This is a genomic window from Collinsella sp. LCP21S3_D3, assembly GCF_052118305.1.
Taxonomy (GTDB): Bacteria; Actinomycetota; Coriobacteriia; order Coriobacteriales; family Coriobacteriaceae; genus Collinsella.
The window spans coordinates 1-17,843 of record NZ_JBQKHK010000018.1; the positions used below are offsets into that span (position 1 = coordinate 1).

The 17,843-nt window shown below is 59.6% G+C and carries 17 protein-coding genes and 1 tRNA gene; 4 read left to right on the forward strand and 14 right to left on the reverse strand.

Annotation, left to right across the window (positions count from 1 at the left end; translation table 11 throughout):
• Window positions 1–184: 184 nt before the first annotated feature.
• On the forward strand, window positions 185–916 hold the full coding sequence (locus tag ACTQ1S_RS07860; RefSeq protein ID WP_441015450.1) for a recombinase family protein: 732 nt from the start codon (window positions 185–187) through the stop codon (window positions 914–916).
• On the opposite strand, the gene ACTQ1S_RS07865 is transcribed toward ACTQ1S_RS07860, so the two are convergent.
• The 7 genes from ACTQ1S_RS07865 to ACTQ1S_RS07895 form a co-directional block, all read right to left on the reverse strand.
• Window positions 886–1,752, reverse strand: coding sequence for a DegV family protein (locus tag ACTQ1S_RS07865; protein WP_441015448.1), 867 nt, complete (start codon window positions 1,750–1,752; stop codon window positions 886–888). The genes ACTQ1S_RS07860 and ACTQ1S_RS07865 overlap by 31 nt on opposite strands.
• Window positions 1,753–1,929: 177 nt before the next feature.
• Window positions 1,930–3,051 carry a coiled-coil domain-containing protein gene (locus tag ACTQ1S_RS07870; protein WP_441547461.1) on the reverse strand — a complete coding sequence of 374 codons (1,122 nt, stop codon included), beginning with the start codon at window positions 3,049–3,051 and terminating at the stop codon, window positions 1,930–1,932.
• Between the two features lie 32 nt (window positions 3,052–3,083).
• Window positions 3,084–3,614 (reverse strand): adenine phosphoribosyltransferase, encoded by a 531-nt coding sequence (locus tag ACTQ1S_RS07875; RefSeq protein ID WP_195838556.1) that lies wholly within the window; start codon window positions 3,612–3,614, stop codon window positions 3,084–3,086.
• A 38-nt stretch (window positions 3,615–3,652) separates the two neighbouring features.
• A complete protein-coding gene (ftsR, locus tag ACTQ1S_RS07880) occupies window positions 3,653–4,537 on the reverse strand; it encodes a transcriptional regulator FtsR (RefSeq protein ID WP_154516382.1) in 885 nt (294 codons plus the stop codon).
• A 3-nt stretch (window positions 4,538–4,540) separates the two neighbouring features.
• Window positions 4,541–4,975, reverse strand: coding sequence for an FHA domain-containing protein (locus ACTQ1S_RS07885; RefSeq protein ID WP_195838557.1), 435 nt, complete (start codon window positions 4,973–4,975; stop codon window positions 4,541–4,543).
• 66 nt (window positions 4,976–5,041) lie between these two features.
• Complete coding sequence (locus ACTQ1S_RS07890; protein WP_441536134.1) at window positions 5,042–5,746, reverse strand: CDP-alcohol phosphatidyltransferase family protein; 705 nt, start codon at window positions 5,744–5,746, stop codon at window positions 5,042–5,044.
• 149 nt (window positions 5,747–5,895) lie between these two features.
• A complete protein-coding gene (locus ACTQ1S_RS07895; protein ID WP_441015440.1) occupies window positions 5,896–6,045 on the reverse strand; it encodes a hypothetical protein in 150 nt (49 codons plus the stop codon).
• A gap of 341 nt (window positions 6,046–6,386) precedes the next feature.
• Between ACTQ1S_RS07895 and ACTQ1S_RS07900 the strand changes: the two genes are divergently transcribed.
• The 3 genes from ACTQ1S_RS07900 to ACTQ1S_RS07910 all read left to right on the forward strand — a co-directional run bounded on the left by ACTQ1S_RS07900 (window position 6,387) and on the right by ACTQ1S_RS07910 (window position 11,201).
• Complete coding sequence (locus ACTQ1S_RS07900; protein WP_154516391.1) at window positions 6,387–7,178, forward strand: 7beta-hydroxysteroid dehydrogenase; 792 nt, start codon at window positions 6,387–6,389, stop codon at window positions 7,176–7,178.
• Between the two features lie 686 nt (window positions 7,179–7,864).
• Entirely contained in the window at window positions 7,865–8,830 is a 966-nt protein-coding gene (locus ACTQ1S_RS07905) for a helix-turn-helix domain-containing protein (RefSeq protein ID WP_441547462.1), read from the forward strand.
• Window positions 8,831–9,179: 349 nt separating this feature from the next.
• Window positions 9,180–11,201, forward strand: coding sequence for a gamma-glutamylcyclotransferase family protein (locus ACTQ1S_RS07910; protein WP_441547463.1), 2,022 nt, complete (start codon window positions 9,180–9,182; stop codon window positions 11,199–11,201).
• Window positions 11,202–12,063: 862 nt separating this feature from the next.
• Here the strand turns inward: ACTQ1S_RS07910 and ACTQ1S_RS07915 are convergent.
• The 7 genes from ACTQ1S_RS07915 to ACTQ1S_RS07945 form a co-directional block, all read right to left on the reverse strand.
• A tRNA-Pro gene (locus ACTQ1S_RS07915) sits at window positions 12,064–12,140 on the reverse strand.
• A gap of 80 nt (window positions 12,141–12,220) precedes the next feature.
• Entirely contained in the window at window positions 12,221–13,435 is a 1,215-nt protein-coding gene (gene coaBC / locus ACTQ1S_RS07920; RefSeq protein ID WP_441547464.1) for a bifunctional phosphopantothenoylcysteine decarboxylase/phosphopantothenate--cysteine ligase CoaBC, read from the reverse strand.
• A gap of 2 nt (window positions 13,436–13,437) precedes the next feature.
• Entirely contained in the window at window positions 13,438–14,157 is a 720-nt protein-coding gene (locus ACTQ1S_RS07925; protein ID WP_427748044.1) for a zinc ribbon domain-containing protein, read from the reverse strand.
• On the reverse strand, window positions 14,154–14,963 hold the full coding sequence (locus ACTQ1S_RS07930; RefSeq protein ID WP_441547465.1) for a Nif3-like dinuclear metal center hexameric protein: 810 nt from the start codon (window positions 14,961–14,963) through the stop codon (window positions 14,154–14,156). Before ACTQ1S_RS07930 ends, ACTQ1S_RS07925 begins: the two co-directional genes overlap by 4 nt.
• A complete protein-coding gene (locus ACTQ1S_RS07935) occupies window positions 14,960–16,138 on the reverse strand; it encodes a cysteine desulfurase family protein (RefSeq protein WP_441547466.1) in 1,179 nt (392 codons plus the stop codon). The genes ACTQ1S_RS07930 and ACTQ1S_RS07935 overlap by 4 nt, the downstream gene beginning before the upstream one ends.
• A gap of 6 nt (window positions 16,139–16,144) precedes the next feature.
• Complete coding sequence (gene rpe, locus ACTQ1S_RS07940) at window positions 16,145–16,816, reverse strand: ribulose-phosphate 3-epimerase (RefSeq protein WP_441030938.1); 672 nt, start codon at window positions 16,814–16,816, stop codon at window positions 16,145–16,147.
• An 18-nt stretch (window positions 16,817–16,834) separates the two neighbouring features.
• A complete protein-coding gene (locus ACTQ1S_RS07945; RefSeq protein WP_441547467.1) occupies window positions 16,835–17,842 on the reverse strand; it encodes an NAD(P)H-dependent glycerol-3-phosphate dehydrogenase in 1,008 nt (335 codons plus the stop codon).
• Window position 17,843: the final 1 nt, after the last annotated feature.

The window sequence follows — 17,843 nt, forward strand, 5'->3', positions numbered from 1 at the left end:
CGAGCTTGCGGACAGGGTCGAGGCGGCATAGGATATCAACCGTATTCCAGATTCTGGGACGCCGGGCCGACTCGCTTCGGATCGGGCACTACACCAACTTTCTCGACACTATCAATTTGGCTTAGCAATCATAGGCGGATGACGCGGAAACGGCCCCTCCCGGGGCCGTTTCAGTTCCAGATCGTTGTTTTCGCCCGCTGAGCTGGGCCTATGCCGGAATCTCTCCCACAGAAACCACCGAAGAGCCAAGTTTTTTGTGGACGACGGATTTTCCGGCGTGAGTTTTGAGCGCGAGGGGCTGCAAGCGATGTTGCAGGAAGTGGAAGCCGGACGAGTGGCGACGGTCATTACCAAAGACCTTTCCCGTCTTGGCAGAAACTATCTGAAAACGGGCGAACTCATAGAGATTGTATTTCCCGAAAACGGAGTACGCTATATCGCGATCAACGACGGAGTTGACACAGCGCGGGAGGATAACGAGTTTACCCCCTTGCGGAACTGGTTTAACGAGTTTTACGCCCGCGACACAAGCAAGAAAATCCGCGCAGTTAAACAGGCACAGGCGCAAAAAGGCGAGCGCGTCAACGGGGAATATCCATACGGCTATATCCCAGACCCGAACAACCGCCACCACCTTATACCCGACCCGGAAACCGCGCCGATTGTCAAACAGGTTTTCGCTATGTTTGTTAGCGGCGTGCGTATGTGCGAAATCCAAAAATGGCTTGCGGAAAACAAAGTCTTGACGATTGGAGCGTTGCGCTATCAGCGTACAGGACAGGCGCGGTATCAGCGGGCAATTAGATGTAAAAAGTATCGCTATCTAACCCCAGCAAAAGAGCCATCAGTCACTTTGTCCCGTCCGCGTTTTAGCTTGGTTGAGCTTTATTGGCCCGAAGCCATGCCCATGCCGTAGCCGATGATGAGACCATGCATCTCGGCGTAATAGGAATCAAGGCCGTTGCAGGGCATGATGATAGTCTTGGAGCCTGGCCAGTGCTCCACAATGCGGTCGGCAAGCGCTTGGGCTCCAGCTTCGTTCTCAACGTGATCGATGATGACCTCGCCGCCCGTGAAACCCTCGGCCTCCATGGTGTCGACAATCTTGGTGAGCATCTTCTTTTCGCCACGCGTATGCCCAACGAGTTCAATTTCGCCCGCTTCGCTCGCCGTGCCCAAAATGCGGATGTTGAGCTTGTTGGCAATAACACCGGCCGCCTTGGGGATACGTCCGGCCTTCGCAAGGTTTTCGTAATTGCATAAACTAAAGAGGATCTTGCTGTTCCGCTCCAAGCTATCGAAGTAGGCGCAGGCTTCCTCAAAGGAGGCATCCGGTTTACTTGCTAGATAACGGTCAAACAGTAAGAAGATCAGGTCCATCTTTCCGCCTGCTGCGCGCGAATTAACCAGGTAAATCTTACGATTGGGCTCTTCGGCAAGCACCATGTCACGCGCGGTGGCCGCGGCATTGTAGCTTCCCGAGACGCCCTCGGAGATGGGCATGCATATCGTCTTGTCGGCGAGCTTAAAGAGCTCAGCCCACTCCCCTACGCTTGGGCAGGAGCTCGATGATGCGCTGGATTCCGATTGAATGGCAACATTAAGCTCGTGAACATCGAGCGAGAGATCGTCGACAAATTCACGCTCCCCCACTCGGATCTTAAGGGGTGCAAATGCAAAGGTGGTATGAGGTGCGGTTGGTTGCCAATCGCGAAGATTGCAGCTCGAATCTGAGATGAGTGCCCAGCTCATTGAGGGTCCTTTCTAGTTGTTCCTCAACAATTATAGCTATCTTTTGGACAGATGCTGCACATATCTAGTATTCAAAACTAGATTGTAGTTTACACACAAAATGGGCGGTCGAGATAAAACAATGGACCTCGCTCCCAAAGGATACGAGGTCCACTTTCGTTAGCTGAGTTAAAACACTTAATAGCGAACGAAAATATAATTGTTGTTCATGCCAGCGGCAACGGAGCTGATGATAACGCCCGTGCTGTAGTCGGAAGCATGGATCATCTGGCCGTTACCAATGTAGATGCCGGTGTGGTAAGAGTTAACCACGACGTCGCCCGGCTGAGGATCAGAAACACGGGGCCAACCCATGAAGGTGCCGGTAGTGCCCAGGCGGCAGTAGCGGCCGGTGAGGCAGTAGCTTACAAAGCCGGAGCAGTCAAAGCTGTTCGGGCCAATGCCGCCCCAGGAATAAGCGCAACCAAGCTTGCTATAAGCGCGAGAGACAACGCTGCCGCCGTCAACGGACTGGCTCGGCGCGGAAGGGGCCGGTGCCGGGGCGGGCGTCGAGGGTTGCGGCGTGGGAGCAGGAGCGGGCGCGGGCGCAGGCGTGTTGCCGCCGCCGTTGTTGGTCGTACCGCCACCATTGTTGGTGTTCTCGGTCGTACCGGCGGTGTCGTTGCTCACCGTGGCCTTTTCGGCAGTGCTGGCATTTATGCCAGCCTGCAGCGCGGCGTTCGCCTCGGCCTCGGCAGCAAGCTCGGCCTGCAGCTGTGAATCAAGGGAGTTCACGACACTCTGGGCCTCAGCCTGCTGGGCGTTGAGTTCGTCGACCTTCTTCTGCGTCGCGGCGACGTTCTTCTCCTGCTCGGCCTGCTTATCGGTGAGCTGCTGCTTAAGGTCCTTGACCTCCTGAATGGTCTGGGCCTGCTTGTCGGAAACCTTGCCGTAGTAGAACAAACGGTTGAGTATATCGCCCAGATCGTCGACGCCCGTCAGAACCTGAAGGAGACTCAGACCGCCGGTCTTGTACTCACCGGCAACGTAGCTCGAAAGCTTTGCCTGACCCTCGGCAATCTCTTGCTGCTTTTGCGTGATCTCGCCTGCAGTCTGATCAAGCTCCTGCGTCTGAGCGGAGAGTTCTTCATGAATTTGCTGGGTTTGCGTACCGATCTGCTCGAGTTTGGTACGAGCGGCGGCAAGATCGGACGCGGTATCGGCATAGGCAGGAGCCGCGAGGCCCAAGCCCAAAACACAAGCGAGGGTTGCCGTAGCAGCGCAGCGTGCCATGTTTTTGTGCGTGTTTGCTGTGCGCATGTAGCTTCCTTTCCGGTATCTAAGGGTAGCGGCTAGTCCACCGTTACCAGGCTAAAGAGCTCAACGTCCTCGTTAGAAGGCGTGAGCTTCTTGCGCGGATTAAGAAACGCAAGCTCAAGGATACAACCATAACCTACGAGCTTTGCGCCCATATCTCGCACCAGTTTACCTGTTGCCTCGACGGTTCCACCCGTCGCGACCAAGTCGTCCAGAATCAACACGGTATCTTTAGAGCTGATGGCATCGACGTGAATCTCAATCGAATCGGTTCCATATTCGAGCTCGTATTCCTGGCTAACGGTCTTACGTGGCAGTTTTCCCGGTTTACGTGCAGGAACAAAGCCGGCGCCGAGTGCCACGGCAACAGGCACGCCTACCATAAAGCCGCGAGCCTCGGGTCCTACAACCTTAGTGATGCCCATGCCGGAGAAATGCTCCGCTAGCGCGTCGACCATGGCTTTAAGCGCTTCGGGATTGCTAAAGAGCGGCGTGATGTCCTTAAAGACGACTCCGGGCTCGGGATAGTCGGGGATGTCGACGATGTGAGATTCGAAGTCGTACATGGCGTGACCTTTCATGGGAGGCTGGTTTGTAGAAGCGTTTATTTGTCCGCGCTGGCGGTGCCGGTGTGCGAGGGGGCGACAACCTTAAGCGGCTGCACGAGGGATTCCTCGCGCACGGGGACCGCGGAGGCAGATGCCTCTTCGCTTTTGGCCTTGGTTGATTCGGAGCGTGCGATCTCCTCATCGAGAGCATCGATGTCGGCGTCCTCGACTACGGCGTTGAGTGACTCAAATACGCGGTTCTTGAGCAGCGCAGTATGCACGCCCTCGGTGAGGTCATGTAACTTCTTAAACGCGCGTTCGAGCTTGGCATCGCGTTCGTCATCGGAGGTGTCCATGCCAAGCATACTCACGAGCACTTGCTCGAACATCGAAGACTCGCGGTTGGCGGATGATACGTACTGACGAAGGTTTCGCGGCTCGATATGAAAGCGTGACAGCTCGGAACAGTAGCGGATAATCGGAAAATCGCGCCCGTCGACGAGCTCGCGGTTCTGCGGACTCTTGATAATGCGAATAAGGTCGTTTTCGGCCAAGGAGCGAATAAACGAGATCTCGACGCCCAACATATCCGGAATGGTCTCGATGGGGTGCAGTTTCTGCTTGGTTTCCTTTGGTTCCGTCTTGAGCGGAACATCGGACAGCAGACCCACCTCGTAGGCAAGCGTGGAGAGATCTGTAGCGTTTTCCAGGCGTTGCTTGATCACGTTGAGCGGCATGTAGCGAGTCTTCTGCAGGTGCAGAATGACCTCTAGACGGTCAACGTCCTCCTTGGAGTATTGGCGATACCCCTTTGGCGTACGATGAGGGGTGATGAGCCCCTCATCTTCTAGAAATCTAATTTTTGAGTTCGAAAGATCGGGGTATGCGCCTCGAAGTAAATTGACGACTTGGCCGATACTCAGATAGTTGCGTTCGGCCATGCCCTACTCACCGGTTTCGATGCGCTCCGGCGTGCTCTCGTGGTAGATGAGCGTGAACGTACCGATCTGGACGGAAGATCCGTCGTGCAGCGGGGCGGCATTGACGATAGCGCCGTCAACCCACGTGCCGTTGAGCGAGCCTAAGTCCTCGATGCGAGCAGCCAGACCCTCGCGAATAATGCGTGCGTGGCTACGCGATACGGTCATGTCATTGAGGAAAATGCCGTTTGCCGGATCGCGGCCAATGGTGGTCACATCATCCTCGAGTTCAAAGGCAGCACCGGTCTGCGGCCCCTTGACAATAGACAGAACGGGGGCAGTGATGCGAACGTTCGCCATAAGATCGGGAACGGTAACGTCGCTCGAAGGCACACGGAAGACGCAGGTTGCGTCGGCAGTCTTATCGTTTTGAGGCATATTGTTAACCATGTTGTCCATGACAACCCCTAACTTAACGCGGACATGCCGCAAAGAATGAACTGTACGTAATAATACCCCAATGGCTTAGTCTTCGATTTCGGGGTTAAGAAAGTCGACGTCTTCGTCCTCTGGATGCGCAACAGCCTGTTTAATGGCCGCTCCACCCTTAATGGAGTAGATGACAGCGGTGAGCATGGAGAAGATGACGCCGCCATACACAAAGAAGATGCCGAGCGGTACCGAGCTGCCGTTGAGGCCCGGGAAGGCCGTGAACGTGGCGGGCAGCAGATGCCAGCCGTCCACGACGGGAAAGCCCAGCAGCATGAGCGAGAAGCCGGTCATGAGCAGCGCCGTGGCAATCTTGCCGGGAAATACTACGTCGATGGGGCGGCGGTGGTAGTGGCGCACGATGAGCGTGCCGATGCCCAGGTAGATATCGCGCCCAATGATGAGCACGCAGACCCAGATGGGAAGCTCGCCGCGAACCACGAGACCTAAAACGCCTGTAAATAGCAGTGCACGGTCGCAGATGGGATCCATAACCTTGCCAAGCCACGAGACCGTTTTAGTCATGCGGGCAATCTGACCGTCCATCCAGTCGGTGGAGGCCGCGATGGCATAGATGACAATGGCGACGACACGGTTGTTGTCCGTCACAAACAGGTACAGGAAGACCAGCGTGAGGACCAGGCGCGTGAAGGTAATGAAATTGGAGATCGTGAAAATCTTATTCGACGGGTAATCGGAGGTGCCGATAAGCTCCTTTTTGATCTTCTTTTTGATGCCCACAGGACTCCCCCGCTGGTAAACGACAAAACTCTCGATACTATACCCGTTCTGGCGATGTCTATCCAGCGCGAGCATAGAGAGTCCAGACATGTGGAGGACGCTGCTGGGTGCCACGAGGACTCTCGCGCCGTTGCTTTAACAAAAAACTCTCACAGGAAGTAGCCGCGAGGGCTATGTTGGTAGTTGCAGCTACAGTTATTGTTGAGGGTGAGCAGCGCGTCGCGCACGCCGTAGAGGTAGCCGCTGATGAGCGCCCAGCGCACGCGCTCGTCGAGCACCGGCGCAGAATAGCGATGCATCCCTTTGTACATGGGCACACAAGGGGATACAGCAAAGGCGACCGGAGGTCGCAATGCCCTCCTGGTGAATAGCTACCAAGGTGGGTAAAACCACATCGAACGCCGCTCACGCCAGGGCGGCGTTCACCTTTTGGTTCCACCCGCCAGCACCTCCCCTCTTGATACTGCAAGGGTTTCATTGTGGTGATAGACCGACACCGTTCATCGTTGTTTCGGGTTCGTTCGCAAAGTCGTGAACGCACTCCCCTCTTGTTCAGCGCATAATGGCGTACCGTATGCGGCTGAGCGGCCGCACGCTAAAGGAGAGGTGCCCGCATGGGCATCGAGAGAGAGGATGCAGTATGAACCTGAGGGAAAAGTACGGTGAGTGGGGCCTGATCCTGGGCGCGACCGAGGGCGTCGGCAAGGCGTTCTGCGAGAAGATCGCCGCCGGCGGCATGAATGTCGTCATGGTCGGCCGTCGCGAGGAGAAGCTGAACGTGCTCGCCGGCGAGATCCGTGAGACCTACGGCGTGGAGACCAAGGTCGTGCGCGCCGACTTTAGCCAGCCCGATGCTGCCGAGACCGTCTTCGCCGCGACCGAGGGCCTGGACATGGGCTTCATGAGCTACGTGGCCTGCCTGCACAGCTTCGGCAAGATCCAGGACACTCCCTGGGAGAAGCACGAGGCCATGATCAACGTCAACGTCGTGACCTTCCTCAAGTGCTTCCACCACTACATGCGGATCTTTGCCGCCCAGGACCGCGGCGCCGTGATCAACGTCTCGTCGATGACCGGCATCAGCTCCAGCCCCTGGAACGGCCAGTACGGCGCGGGCAAGGCCTTCATCCTCAAGATGACCGAGGCCGTGGCCTGCGAGTGCGAGGGCACCGGTGTCGACGTCGAGGTCATCACCCTCGGCACCACCCTAACCCCCAGCCTGCTGTCCAACCTCCCCGGCGGCCCGCAGGGCGAGGCCGTCATGAAGATCGCCCTCACCCCCGAGGAGTGCGTCGACGAGGCCTTTGAGAAGCTGGGTAAGGAGCTCTCCGTCATCGCCGGCCAGCGCAACAAGGACTCCGTCCACGACTGGAAGGCCAACCACACCGAGGACGAGTACATCCGCTACATGGGCTCGTTCTACCGCGACTAGCAGCTGCCGCGGCGCGTGCGCGAGGGCGCGTGCGGGTTCGCAGGTAGAGATGCGAGTGCGAGGGTTTCTTTGCGGGGGCGTGCGGATGCGGCGCCCGCAAAGAAACCCTCTTTTCATGGGTGGGCGCGACGGCACCTCGGCGCTCACCGTCTAGGGCGACCTGCCCGGCTCCCCCGCGATCTCCCTGCACGGGACCCTGCGCTCCGGCATCCTCTGGACCGTGTCCCGCTCGTGCCTAGTGGGCCGGCCGATCCGGCCCTCAGGGTATCGGATTCCCGCATTCATCCGTACATGTTCGTGTGAATGCGGGAGGTGTTCGGATGAGGTTGATATTCAAGGTGTAGACCGTTTTCTTGGTACTCCTCAAATGCGGCAGGGTTTTTCGAGTTTGTAGATGCTAATATAACCCTGCTCTCGAAAGAGGGCTCAGTCCCGGCTGGTAAACCTGACGTTTGGCATGGTGTGCGTGACACGCATAGCGGGCATGGCCGCGATAGAATTTTCCATGCGGAGGGGTTCGACCCCACAGCGCCCCGAGGGTTTCGGGGGGCGAACTGGCAGGCAGGAAACCGGGGTGCAGGCTGTCCAGAAGGAGGGGTGTAATGCCTCTTCTTCTTTTTTGCCACATCAATCTTCTGGCTTGATAGGTTTTTCGTGCGTGTGATTGGGTTGCGAAAGGGATTGGCATGAGAGTTGCGGAAATTGCGGAAAGGGTCGGTTGCGATCCTGAGTCTGCGTATTCGAAATTCGCCGACACACGTGAAGGCACACGCTTTCACAACATGCAGTGGCCCACTTTCGTCACTGACGAAAACTATCGCTTGTTTTGCAAGGCGCTGGCAGATTATGCCAACTCAGAGGAAGGCCCCCAAAGCAACGGCCGCCATGAATTGTTCCTGAGCGTGCACGAGCTGTTCGAAAAGGGCAACGAGATTGGCGGCGCCCCAAAAAAGCGCCACTACAACCTGGACAAGTCGTTCATAGGCACGGACGAGGCAAATCTCATGCTGCTCAAAGCGGCGCATAAGGGAATGACCCAGCAAGCGATCGCCGCGTACCTGGGCTGCTCGCGCACGGCGGTGCAAAAGCGCCTGAGCGCCCTGGCAGACGGCGTGCGTTTTGGCGACTCCTACATCAAGGCCGAGCCGACAAGCCGCGGCGGCCTGAAGTCGACGGCCCACCCGATCTTTCTGCCGCTGCGATTGCATGAGGTGTACCTGATGCTGTCGGCATTAGGCGAGTTTCGAGCGGAACGGTCAGGCGGGGACCCAGAGCGCGTCGTGGCAGATGATCTCGCGCGCAGAATCTATTACCAGCTGAGCGACTACGCCAAGGGCGGAATCGACAAAGCGTTGGATAAGCGAGGGGTTCGCCTCGCTGGGCTAAGGCCCGACTTCGACTCAAGCAAGGGCGTGGACGATTCGGATCGTATCGTTATGTATGAGAAGATGGGTCTCAATCTTAAAGTCGGGCTTGTAAATGGAGATGAGCTCGAAGGCCGCTACGCGCGCCACGCCGATCTTCAGAAATGCGTAAACGCCGCCGAAATAGGCAAAGATGACCGCTGTTTCGTGTTGCGACTCTTGGATGGAACATACCGGGCGGTCTACGATTCTCAAGTAGTGAGCGTAGCAGCCGCACCCGGGGATTAGGTTGCGGCCAAGTCCCTCGTCCGCCCTCCCAGGCGGTACCGCTGCGGCCGATTTCATGTTTGCTTACAGGCGAAACAGCCGCCCTTGCGTTTTTCTAAACGCAACCTCTTCGTGCGCTCGTAAAAAATCGAATCGATAAAAACTGGCAACAACCCTTCTGAACGGGTATCCTTTCGCAGGATGCGCCTCGAACAGCGCTTTCTGCCTGCGCGATTTCGTGCATGGCCGTCCTTTTCGTTCTATTTCTTAAAATGACAATCTCAGGTTTTCACGCCTTTTCGGCTTCAGACTGTATGCTGCAATCAGCTCGAGCGACCGAAGCCCATCACAACACCGAAAGGCGTGAACCATGAAGTACAACGAGAAGCGCAACAACGCCTCAGCCCGTCACCCCGAGACTGCACCCTCGATCATCAACTTCGCGTACGGTAGCAACCTTGATATCCATCAAGTTGAAACCCGCTGCCCCGGCGCGGTGCTGCTGGGCAAAGCGACCCTGAACGGCTATGAACTGGCGTTCGACACCGCCGGATACCTCACCATCACCAAGCGCGAGGGGTCGCATGTGCAAGGCGCGCTGTGGGCGCTCGATAGCTCTCACGTGGCGTCTCTCGACCGCTACGAAGGCATTGCATCTGGTTGTTACCGCAAGGAAACGGTGACCGTTGGGCGCGAAGGCGATGTGGTTCCCGCAACCCTTGAGGCGATGGTCTACATCTCTGAGCGCACCCCGCTGCGCAGGTACACCGAAAAGTACGATTACATCGACCGCGTGGTCGAAGCCGGCCGCGTGATGCAGCTTGATGAGGCAACCTTGGCGCAGATGTCCGACATGCGCGCCGACAGCCTGGACCGCTTGCGCGCGCAAGAAGAGTCGGCGGCGTATGGCGCAGCCAAGATCGACCTCCCCGCTGCACGCGAATACGCCGACTTCGTGTGCGGTGAAGGTCACCAGATCGCCGATTGCACATGCCGTTACACCGGTTACTACGCACGCCGTTTCCCCCGTGGCCTTCAGCAGCATGGACGCATCCTGCGCTCTAAGCGCTACCAGGTGATGGAAGCGAGTGAGGCCACCTTCTGCGGGTCTCACCGCATCTACTTGGCAATCAAGACCCCAGGCGAGTTCGGTTACAAGATTGACGTCCCCGAAGGGTTCCGCGCAGTGCGCAGCAGCGACCCTGCGCTGCAGGCAGACCTTAGTTACTCCCTTACGCTGGATGAGTTCGAAAAGCAGCGCAAGGCCCTGCTGCGCACCCTGCTCGGCTGGTGCAACAGCCTGCCTGAGTTTGACGCGCACAACTTTAATCGTCCCTCTGTCCCGGTGTTCAGCGCGCGCGAACACTCCGCCGACACCCGCGAGTATGCGGAAACCCCGTACTTCGCATATGGCTTTGACATCAGCCATGACCGCATTGCCAAAAAGCTCGAGGGCGGTCACCATGTTTATGCAACCAAGGCGAAGCTCTATGGCTACACGCTGGCGTGCGACGCGAAGGGCCGTCCCACCATCATGCGCATGGAAGGATCGTTTGTGGAAGGCGTGCTGTGGCATGGTCTCACGCGGGGCGAGGTCCAGACGCTGGACAAAGCGAATGGCGTGCAGTACGGCACCTATGCAAAAGCCGGCGTCACGGTGAAGATTGAGGGCGAACCCGCTGCGAGGGAAAAGAACGCATTCGTGTACATCTCTCGGCGAACCCCGCTTTCTGCAGTTACGAAAGACATCGAAGCGTTTGGCGCGATGCGCGACGAAGCCATCGCCCTGAAAATGGAGCGCACCACCGTGGCTCGCATCGACGCAATTCTGCGCGCAAGCGGCTGCCCCTGCGTGCAGCCCGAAGCCCCTGCGGCAGAAATCGCAGCCCTGGGAATCAGGGAGCTCACGCCCGAGCAAACCATGAAGTGCATGCTGTTCGTGTGCCCGAAGTGCTTTAAGCCCTTGAGCGAATGTGAATGCGGCAAGCGCCCTGATCACCTGGTAGCAATCGACCACGAGCTGCAGCCCCATGTGCGCATACTGAACGATAAGGGTTATAAAACGCAGTTCTGCTGTGCCGGGCATGCAGACAGCGGTTGCCACGGTTACCTGAGCTTCGGACGCCGCTTCCGCGCACTAGAAGAGATATGCGGCGGTCAGCTGCCCAACGAGTCTCTTACGGAGGCGCCGCAACGCATTCGCAGCACGCGCCATGTAGCGCTGAACCTGCCCGGCGCCCCCGAAAGCTATGACGTGTACCTGGACAACAGGGGTTACGTCATTCGCTTTGAGCCGCGCCGTGGTGTGAGGCGTGAACAGTTCGTGCAAGACAAGCCCGCTATGTTGAGCGCATTGCTGCAGTGGTGCGAGTCTCTCCCGCAGCGCGAATAGCCTGCAAGCCGTCTGAACTGGTAAGAATCGCCAAGCGCGTGGGTCGATGTTCGAATCCTGACCCGCGACTTCCGAGCCCCCTTCTAGTCCCAAGCCCCGATCCTCAAGCCCTCAGCCCTGCCCCTCAATGCGCCCTTGAGCGTGCGCATGCGGCGTCTATGAAGTTCCTCCAGCGCTTCGGGGCGTTCTCGACGATGAAGTCGATGACGGTGGCGAGCTCGCCCTAGTCGAGCCCGCGCCGACGCACTCTCTTGAGGTCGCACGAGAATGACGGCGCGAACGCCGCCCTGAGCCGCACGCTCACGCCGTCGCCTAGGACTTCGCCGGCATGGCGGCCCAGATGGCGGACTCTGGGGCGATTACGCCGCAGGTGCCCGCAGCGATGGCCGGTGGCACCGTAGCGGTGTCGGCTTAATACCCGCGGCGTTAGCTTTTTGGTGCGCAGTGCCTTGTTTCGGCAGGCACGGAAGCCTTCCTCTCGCTGCCGAAAGAAATCGTAAAAGTATCGCGGCCCTTGGGCGGTGTCGGGGTTCCGTGCGAACGTGCGGGGAATTAGTGAAGCAGGGCGGGACAGTTGGCTTGGATGTCGTAGCCGCAGTAGCTAGGCACAGGTAGGTGATTTTCGCGTATGTAGAAAAATTTAGGCTAGATAGACTACAAATGTGGAATCAAAACGAATCAGTGAATTCAACAAATATGGAAAGAAAGTGAAGGGGGGATCCATTAAAACCGAGATTCTACAAAAGTGCAGGTAGAAGGGCGTGTCTTTATTGGCTAAAAAACAGCCGGTGATTCTCCGGTGATTCCCTGATGATTCCTGATAAAAAAAGGTCAGGCACTAGGTGCCTGACCTGCAAACTTCTGGTCGGGACGACTGGATTCGAACCAGCGACCCCTTGACCCCCAGTCAAGTGCGCTACCAAGCTGCGCCACGTCCCGAAGCTTATGTTTGTTGCTCTGCTCTCGCTCGCAACAGGGAGTATAGTAACCCGAAACTTTGTCCTTGTGCAAGAACTTTTTTACAAATTTTGAAGCAAGTCTAAAATTGTATCTGCGAGCTGGGGTTTTGTTAGTACGGGAAGTTCTTGCGTGCCCGCTGTGCTCACTATCCAGGCCTTGTTGGTATCGGTCCCAAAGCCCGAATCGGCGCGCGAGACATCGTTGGCGATAATGGCATCGCAACCCTTGCGCACGAGTTTGCGCTGCGCGTACTCCACGACGTTATCGGTCTCGGCCGCAAAGCCGATTACACGGCGATCGCCCTTTTGGCGTGAGAGCTCGGCCAGGATGTCAACGGTCTCGACGAGCTCAATTCGATCCAGGCGCTCGTTGGCCTTTTTGAGTTTATGGTCCGCCGGGGCCGCAGGCGTGTAGTCGGCGACGGCGGCGGCACAAATGGCCGCGTCGGCCGTCTGGAAGGCGCTCAGCGCAGCCTGGAGCATCTCTGCGGCGGTCTGCACGCGCACGCACTCCACGCCGCGGGGAACGTCGAGCGATGTCGGCCCCAGCACAAGCGTGACGGCGGCACCGCGGCGAGCGGCCTCCCCCGCCAGGGCGATGCCCATCTTGCCCGATGAACGGTTGCCAATGAAGCGCACGGGGTCGATCGGCTCGTGCGTGGGGCCGGCGGTGATCACGATGCGCTTGTCCACAAGGTCCTGAGGAGCGGGGTCGAGCAGCTTGCAGACGGCCTCGACGATGTCCTCGGGCTCGCTCATGCGTCCCGTGTCCACATCGCCGCAGGCAAGGTAGCCGCTGCCCGGACCCACAACGTGGACACCGCGCTCGCGCAGCGTGGTCATGTTGGCCTGCGTGGCCGGCGCCTTCCACATGCCATTGTTCATGGCCGGCGCGACCACGATAGGACGCGGCGTGGCAAGCAGCGTGGTGGAGATGAGGTCATCGGCGATGCCGTTGGCCATCTTGGCGATGATATTGGCCGTCGCGGGCGCCACGACCACCAAGTCGGGCTCCTGCGCCAGCGAGATATGGTGGATGGGGTCGGAGGGGTCGTCGAACAGACCCACGGCGACCGGCTCGCCCGTGAGCGCGCGAAAGGTGAGCGGACCCACAAACTCGGTGGCATGCTCGCTCATAACGACCTTGACGCGGGCGCCGCGCTTTTGCAGCAGGCGCACGATATTGCACGACTTATAGGCGGCGATCCCGCCGGTAATGCCCAGCAGGATCGTTTTTCCCTCAAGTTGCATTGAATTGTCGGGTGCCGTCGTCATTGTTAGGCTTCCTTGTTGGGGAGCACGAGCAGGCGGTGGCAGTACGGGCAGTGCGTAATCTCACTACCGTCGTGGTTGAGGTCGCTCATGGACGACGCCTGCAGCGCGGTGTGGCAGACCGTGGGGATGTTGCCCTTGATGGTCTCGACGGCCAGGCCACGGAACTGCTTGAGCAAACGCTCGTAGTCGGTGAGCACGTCGGTCGGCAGCGTAGCGGCAAGCGCGGTGCGCTCCTTGGTGGCGGCATCAATCTGGGCCTGGAGGTCGGCGGCCTTGGCACGGGCGGCCTTGGTGTCGGCCTTTACGCCCTCCTCGAATTTGGCGATGATGGCCTGCGCGCGAGCCTCACGGTCGAGCGCCTCCTTGTGGGCGACAACGACATCCTTGCGGGTGTGCTCAATCTTGTCCAGTCGCTTGGCCAGGGTGGCGAGCTCGTTTTCCAGATCCTGGACCTCGCGGTAGTCAGAGCCGTCGACGTGGCGTTTCTTGGCGGCCTCGATGGCGTTGTTGGTCTGGATCTCGGTGGTGTTGAGATCGTCCAGCTCAATGTCCAGATCCTTGCGCTGAGCATAGAGCTTGGTCATTTCGGACTTAAGCTTTACATAGGTTTTGCGCTTTGAGGCGAGCTCCTTGAGCTCCGGCATATTGGCAAGTTCGCTCTTGTTGCGGGCGAGCTCCAAATCGATCTGTTGCAGCTTGAGTAGCGTAGCGCCGGCGCTCATAAGTTCTCTCCTTTTGTCACAGTCCACCATTGGCAGGGGTTCAGTATTTTAATCGCATGACGGGGGTCGACCCCGGCGTCAACCGCAGAGTTCATCAAGATATCCACGAACGGCTCCTCGGAGCGGTCGTGGCCGAGCAAGATCACGCTCAGCCCGCGCAAAGCAAGGTCTTGTGCCACGTGATAGCCAGCCTCGCCCGTCACGATGACATCCGCACCGGCGGCGATGGCAAGCTCGCCAAAGTCGCCGAGGGAGCCGCCCAGAATGGCGACGGTGCGGCACGGGCGCTCGGCATCGCCCCATACGCGTGGGTCGCTGCCAAAGGCCGTGGCAGCACGGGCGGCAAGATCGCGCAGCGTGCACGGGTCGTTGAGTGTTGCAAGCGCGCCCAGGCCGCAGGCCTCGGGGTCGTCCACGTGCTCCAACGAGCTTGCAGGCGCCGCGTCCAACAGCTTACTTAGGCAGATACGTGCCTCGTGCGAGCGGTCCAGGTTGGTGTGGAGCGAGATAATGCTCACCCCGCAGCGGGCCGCCTCGTAGAGCGCCGCGCTGCATTGGGGGCGCGTTGCGCTGGGCGGGCAAAACGACTCGGGCGCCTTGATGTAGACGGGATGATGCGTGAGCAACACGTTGGCTCCGGCTTCCAAGGCGCGCTGCACGTTGTCCCTGGTAGCGTCAAGCGCGCAGGCAACGCCGCGGATCTCGTCGTCGGGGTCGCCAACGGATAAGCCTACGTGGTCCCAGGGCTCGGCGTCCGTCTTGGGATAGCGTGTCAGCAGGGCGCGCTCGAGCTCGGCGACGATCATGCGGCACCTACAATCGAGAGCAGCGTCTGGGCAAAGTCGTCCAGATCGGCCGGATTCACGCGGTCATCGAAGGAGATGCGCAGTGCGCCCAGCGCCTGCTCGCGACCAATGCCCATGGCGCTGAGCACGTGGCTCGGGTCCATGCTGCCGCTCGAGCAAGCCGATCCGGCCGACACCTCAAAACCGGCGGCATCGAGCTTGATGATGAGCTCCTCGGAGTCCATGCCGTCAATATAGATCGAAACCATGCCGGGCAGACGGTCGGCCTGCGTGTAGTCGCCCATGGTGGCGTGAATGCGCGGATGGGCCGTGAGCGTGGCGTAGAGATTGTCGGAAAGGGCTTGCAGCTTCTCGCGCTCCTGAGCCACATGGGGCGCCAGAGACGAGGCGGCAGCGGCAAAGGCCAGCTGCGTGCGCAGGTCCTGCGTGCCGGCACGACGTCCGGCTTCCTGTCCTCCACCAAAGATGCGGGGGCGCAGCGGCGTGCGGCTTTTTAGGTATAACGCGCCGGAGGCTACGGGGCCGCCAATCTTGTGTGCTGCAACGGTCATGGCATCGACGCCCAGCTCGGTCACATCGAGCGGAATATGCAGATAGCCCTGGATGGCATCGGTGTGGAACAGGGCACCCGCGGTGTGCGCAGCCGCGGCAAGCTCGCGAATAGGCTGTACCACACCGGTCTCGTTGTTGGCGGCCATGATGCTCACGAGCGCGACGTCGTCGCCCAACAAGTCGCTCAGCTCGGCAGGCTCGATGTAGCCCGCACGGCAGGGCTGCACCAGGTCGACGGTAAAGCCGGCGGCTCGCAGCAGCGATAGGTTGTCCAGAATCGAATCGTGCTCGATCGCAGACACGATCACGCGCTCGCGCTGACGATCGCGCTGACGAGCACCCTCGGCAAGTCCGAGGAGCGCCAGCTGGTTGGCCTCGGTACCGCCGTTGGTTAGGACAATCTCGGACGGGCGAACGCGCGCGCCAAAGCTGCGGGCGATCTCGCGGCGTGCAACCTCCAGACGTGCGGCAGCCTTGCGGCCGAGCGAGTGCAGCGAGTTGGGGTTGACGCCGGCGAGCTCGCTGTCGTCGTACTCGCGCTGCGCAAGGAGCGCCTCGGCGCGCATGGGCGTCGAGGCGGCATAGTCAAGATTCACGGGTATGCGGTTTTGACCTGCGGTCATAAGGGTTTATGCCTCCTGTGCGGCCTCGTTGCCCAGCTTCTGCAGCAGCGCAACCTCGGCGGCGGGATCTTCGGACTTAAATACGGCGGAGCCGGCCACCAGGACATCGGCACCGGCCTTGACGACCTCGGCGATGTTTTTGGAAGAGATGCCGCCGTCGACCTCGATCATGGGCGACACACCGTGGCGCTCGCACATGGCCTTGAGCTCGTGGAGCTTATGCAGCGTGCCCGGGATAAAGCTCTGGCCGCCAAAGCCGGGGTTAACGCTCATGAGCAGCACCATGTCGACGACCTCGATGATGCTCTCGAGCACGCAGACGGGCGTGGCGGGGTTGAGCACCACGCCGGCCTTGACGCCGCGCTGCTGCAGATGCGTGAGCGTGCGGTGCAGGTGCGTGGAGGCCTCGTAGTGCACGGTGATCATATCGGCGCCGGCGTCGGCATACCAATCGACGGTCTCGTCGGGGTTCGACACCATCAGGTGTGCGTCGACCGGCACCTTGGTGGAGCGCTTGACGGCCTTGAGGATTTCGACGCCAAAGGTGAGGTTGCCGGTAAAGTGACCGTCCATGACGTCGAAGTGCACATAGTCGGCGCCGGCGATCTTGTCGAGCTCGCCCTTGAGGTTGGCCATGTCAGCCGAAAGGACGGACGGAGCGATTTTGATGGAACCCATGGTAGTAGCCTTTCTGCGCTAGTCGGTGAGTCCGTAGAACTCTTGAGAGGGGACGCGGTCGGTAAGGATCTCGAGCGCCCTATCCAAAGTAACACCGTTGTAGAGCGTTTGCTCCACGGCAAAGGTGAGCGGAATGTCTACGCCCAGCGAACGGGCGAGCTCGCTCACGCTGCGGGCGGCGACGGCGCCCTCGACCACCATATGCGTGCGCGCCTGGTACTCGTCGAGCGATACGCCGTGGGCAAACTCGTAGCCGAATGTGCGGTTGCGCGAATGCTCGGAGGTGCAGGTGGCGATGAGGTCGCCCATGCCGGCAAGACCCATGCACGTCATGGCCTGGCCGCCGCGGGCGTGCACCAGTCGGCTGATCTCGGCCAGGCCGCGCGTCATGATAAGTGCGAGCGTGTTGTCGCCTGCGCCGGTACCGGCGGAGATGCCGCACACGATGGCGATGACGTTTTTCATGGCGCCGCAAACCTCAACGCCGGTCATGTCCTGCGACAGATAGATGCGGAAGGCCGTGGATAGGAGCAGGTCCTTAAAGGTCTCCCCTACCTGCGAGTCTTTGCTGGCGATGACGGCGGCGGAAAGTCCGCCGCGGCATATCTCCTCGGCATGGTTGGGGCCCGAGAGCGCCGCCACACGCGCCTCGTTGCCGATCTCGCTGGCGATGACCTCGCTCATGAGCATGCCGGATTCGGGCTCGATGCCCTTGGTAAGGCACAGGACCGGCGTCTCGTCCGCGATAAACGGCGCTGCCCGATGGCACACGTCGCGCAGGTGCATGGAGGGCACGGCAAAGATGATCGCATCGGCACCGTCGAGCGCCCGCGACAGGTCCGTGGCGGCGACGACGTTGCCGGGCAGCACGTAGTCCACCAGATAGCGCGGGTTGCGGTGCTCGCCGTTAATGCCGGCGGCCGTCTGCTCGCTATGGGCCCACATGGTCACGCGCTCGGCTCGCGCGGCGGCAAGGCCGGCGACGGCGGTTCCCCAGGAGCCGGAGCCAATCAGCGCAACATTCATG

What these genes read in the sequence shown, in the direction of transcription:
- ACTQ1S_RS07865 (WP_441015448.1), bottom strand. Translation starts at nt 1,752, where the DNA reads ATGAGCTGGGCACTCATCTCAGATTCGAGCTGCAATCTTCGCGATTGG.
- ACTQ1S_RS07870 (WP_441547461.1), bottom strand. Translation starts at nt 3,051, where the DNA reads ATGCGCACAGCAAACACGCACAAAAACATGGCACGCTGCGCTGCTACG.
- ACTQ1S_RS07875 (WP_195838556.1), bottom strand. Translation starts at nt 3,614, where the DNA reads ATGTACGACTTCGAATCTCACATCGTCGACATCCCCGACTATCCCGAG.
- ftsR (WP_154516382.1), bottom strand. Translation starts at nt 4,537, where the DNA reads ATGGCCGAACGCAACTATCTGAGTATCGGCCAAGTCGTCAATTTACTT.
- ACTQ1S_RS07885 (WP_195838557.1), bottom strand. Translation starts at nt 4,975, where the DNA reads ATGGACAACATGGTTAACAATATGCCTCAAAACGATAAGACTGCCGAC.
- ACTQ1S_RS07895 (WP_441015440.1), bottom strand. Translation starts at nt 6,045, where the DNA reads ATGCATCGCTATTCTGCGCCGGTGCTCGACGAGCGCGTGCGCTGGGCG.
- ACTQ1S_RS07900 (WP_154516391.1), top strand. Translation starts at nt 6,387, where the DNA reads ATGAACCTGAGGGAAAAGTACGGTGAGTGGGGCCTGATCCTGGGCGCG.
- ACTQ1S_RS07905 (WP_441547462.1), top strand. Translation starts at nt 7,865, where the DNA reads ATGAGAGTTGCGGAAATTGCGGAAAGGGTCGGTTGCGATCCTGAGTCT.
- ACTQ1S_RS07910 (WP_441547463.1), top strand. Translation starts at nt 9,180, where the DNA reads ATGAAGTACAACGAGAAGCGCAACAACGCCTCAGCCCGTCACCCCGAG.
- coaBC (WP_441547464.1), bottom strand. Translation starts at nt 13,435, where the DNA reads ATGACGACGGCACCCGACAATTCAATGCAACTTGAGGGAAAAACGATC.
- ACTQ1S_RS07925 (WP_427748044.1), bottom strand. Translation starts at nt 14,157, where the DNA reads ATGAGCGCCGGCGCTACGCTACTCAAGCTGCAACAGATCGATTTGGAG.
- ACTQ1S_RS07930 (WP_441547465.1), bottom strand. Translation starts at nt 14,963, where the DNA reads ATGATCGTCGCCGAGCTCGAGCGCGCCCTGCTGACACGCTATCCCAAG.
- ACTQ1S_RS07935 (WP_441547466.1), bottom strand. Translation starts at nt 16,138, where the DNA reads ATGACCGCAGGTCAAAACCGCATACCCGTGAATCTTGACTATGCCGCC.
- rpe (WP_441030938.1), bottom strand. Translation starts at nt 16,816, where the DNA reads ATGGGTTCCATCAAAATCGCTCCGTCCGTCCTTTCGGCTGACATGGCC.
- ACTQ1S_RS07945 (WP_441547467.1), bottom strand. Translation starts at nt 17,842, where the DNA reads ATGAATGTTGCGCTGATTGGCTCCGGCTCCTGGGGAACCGCCGTCGCC.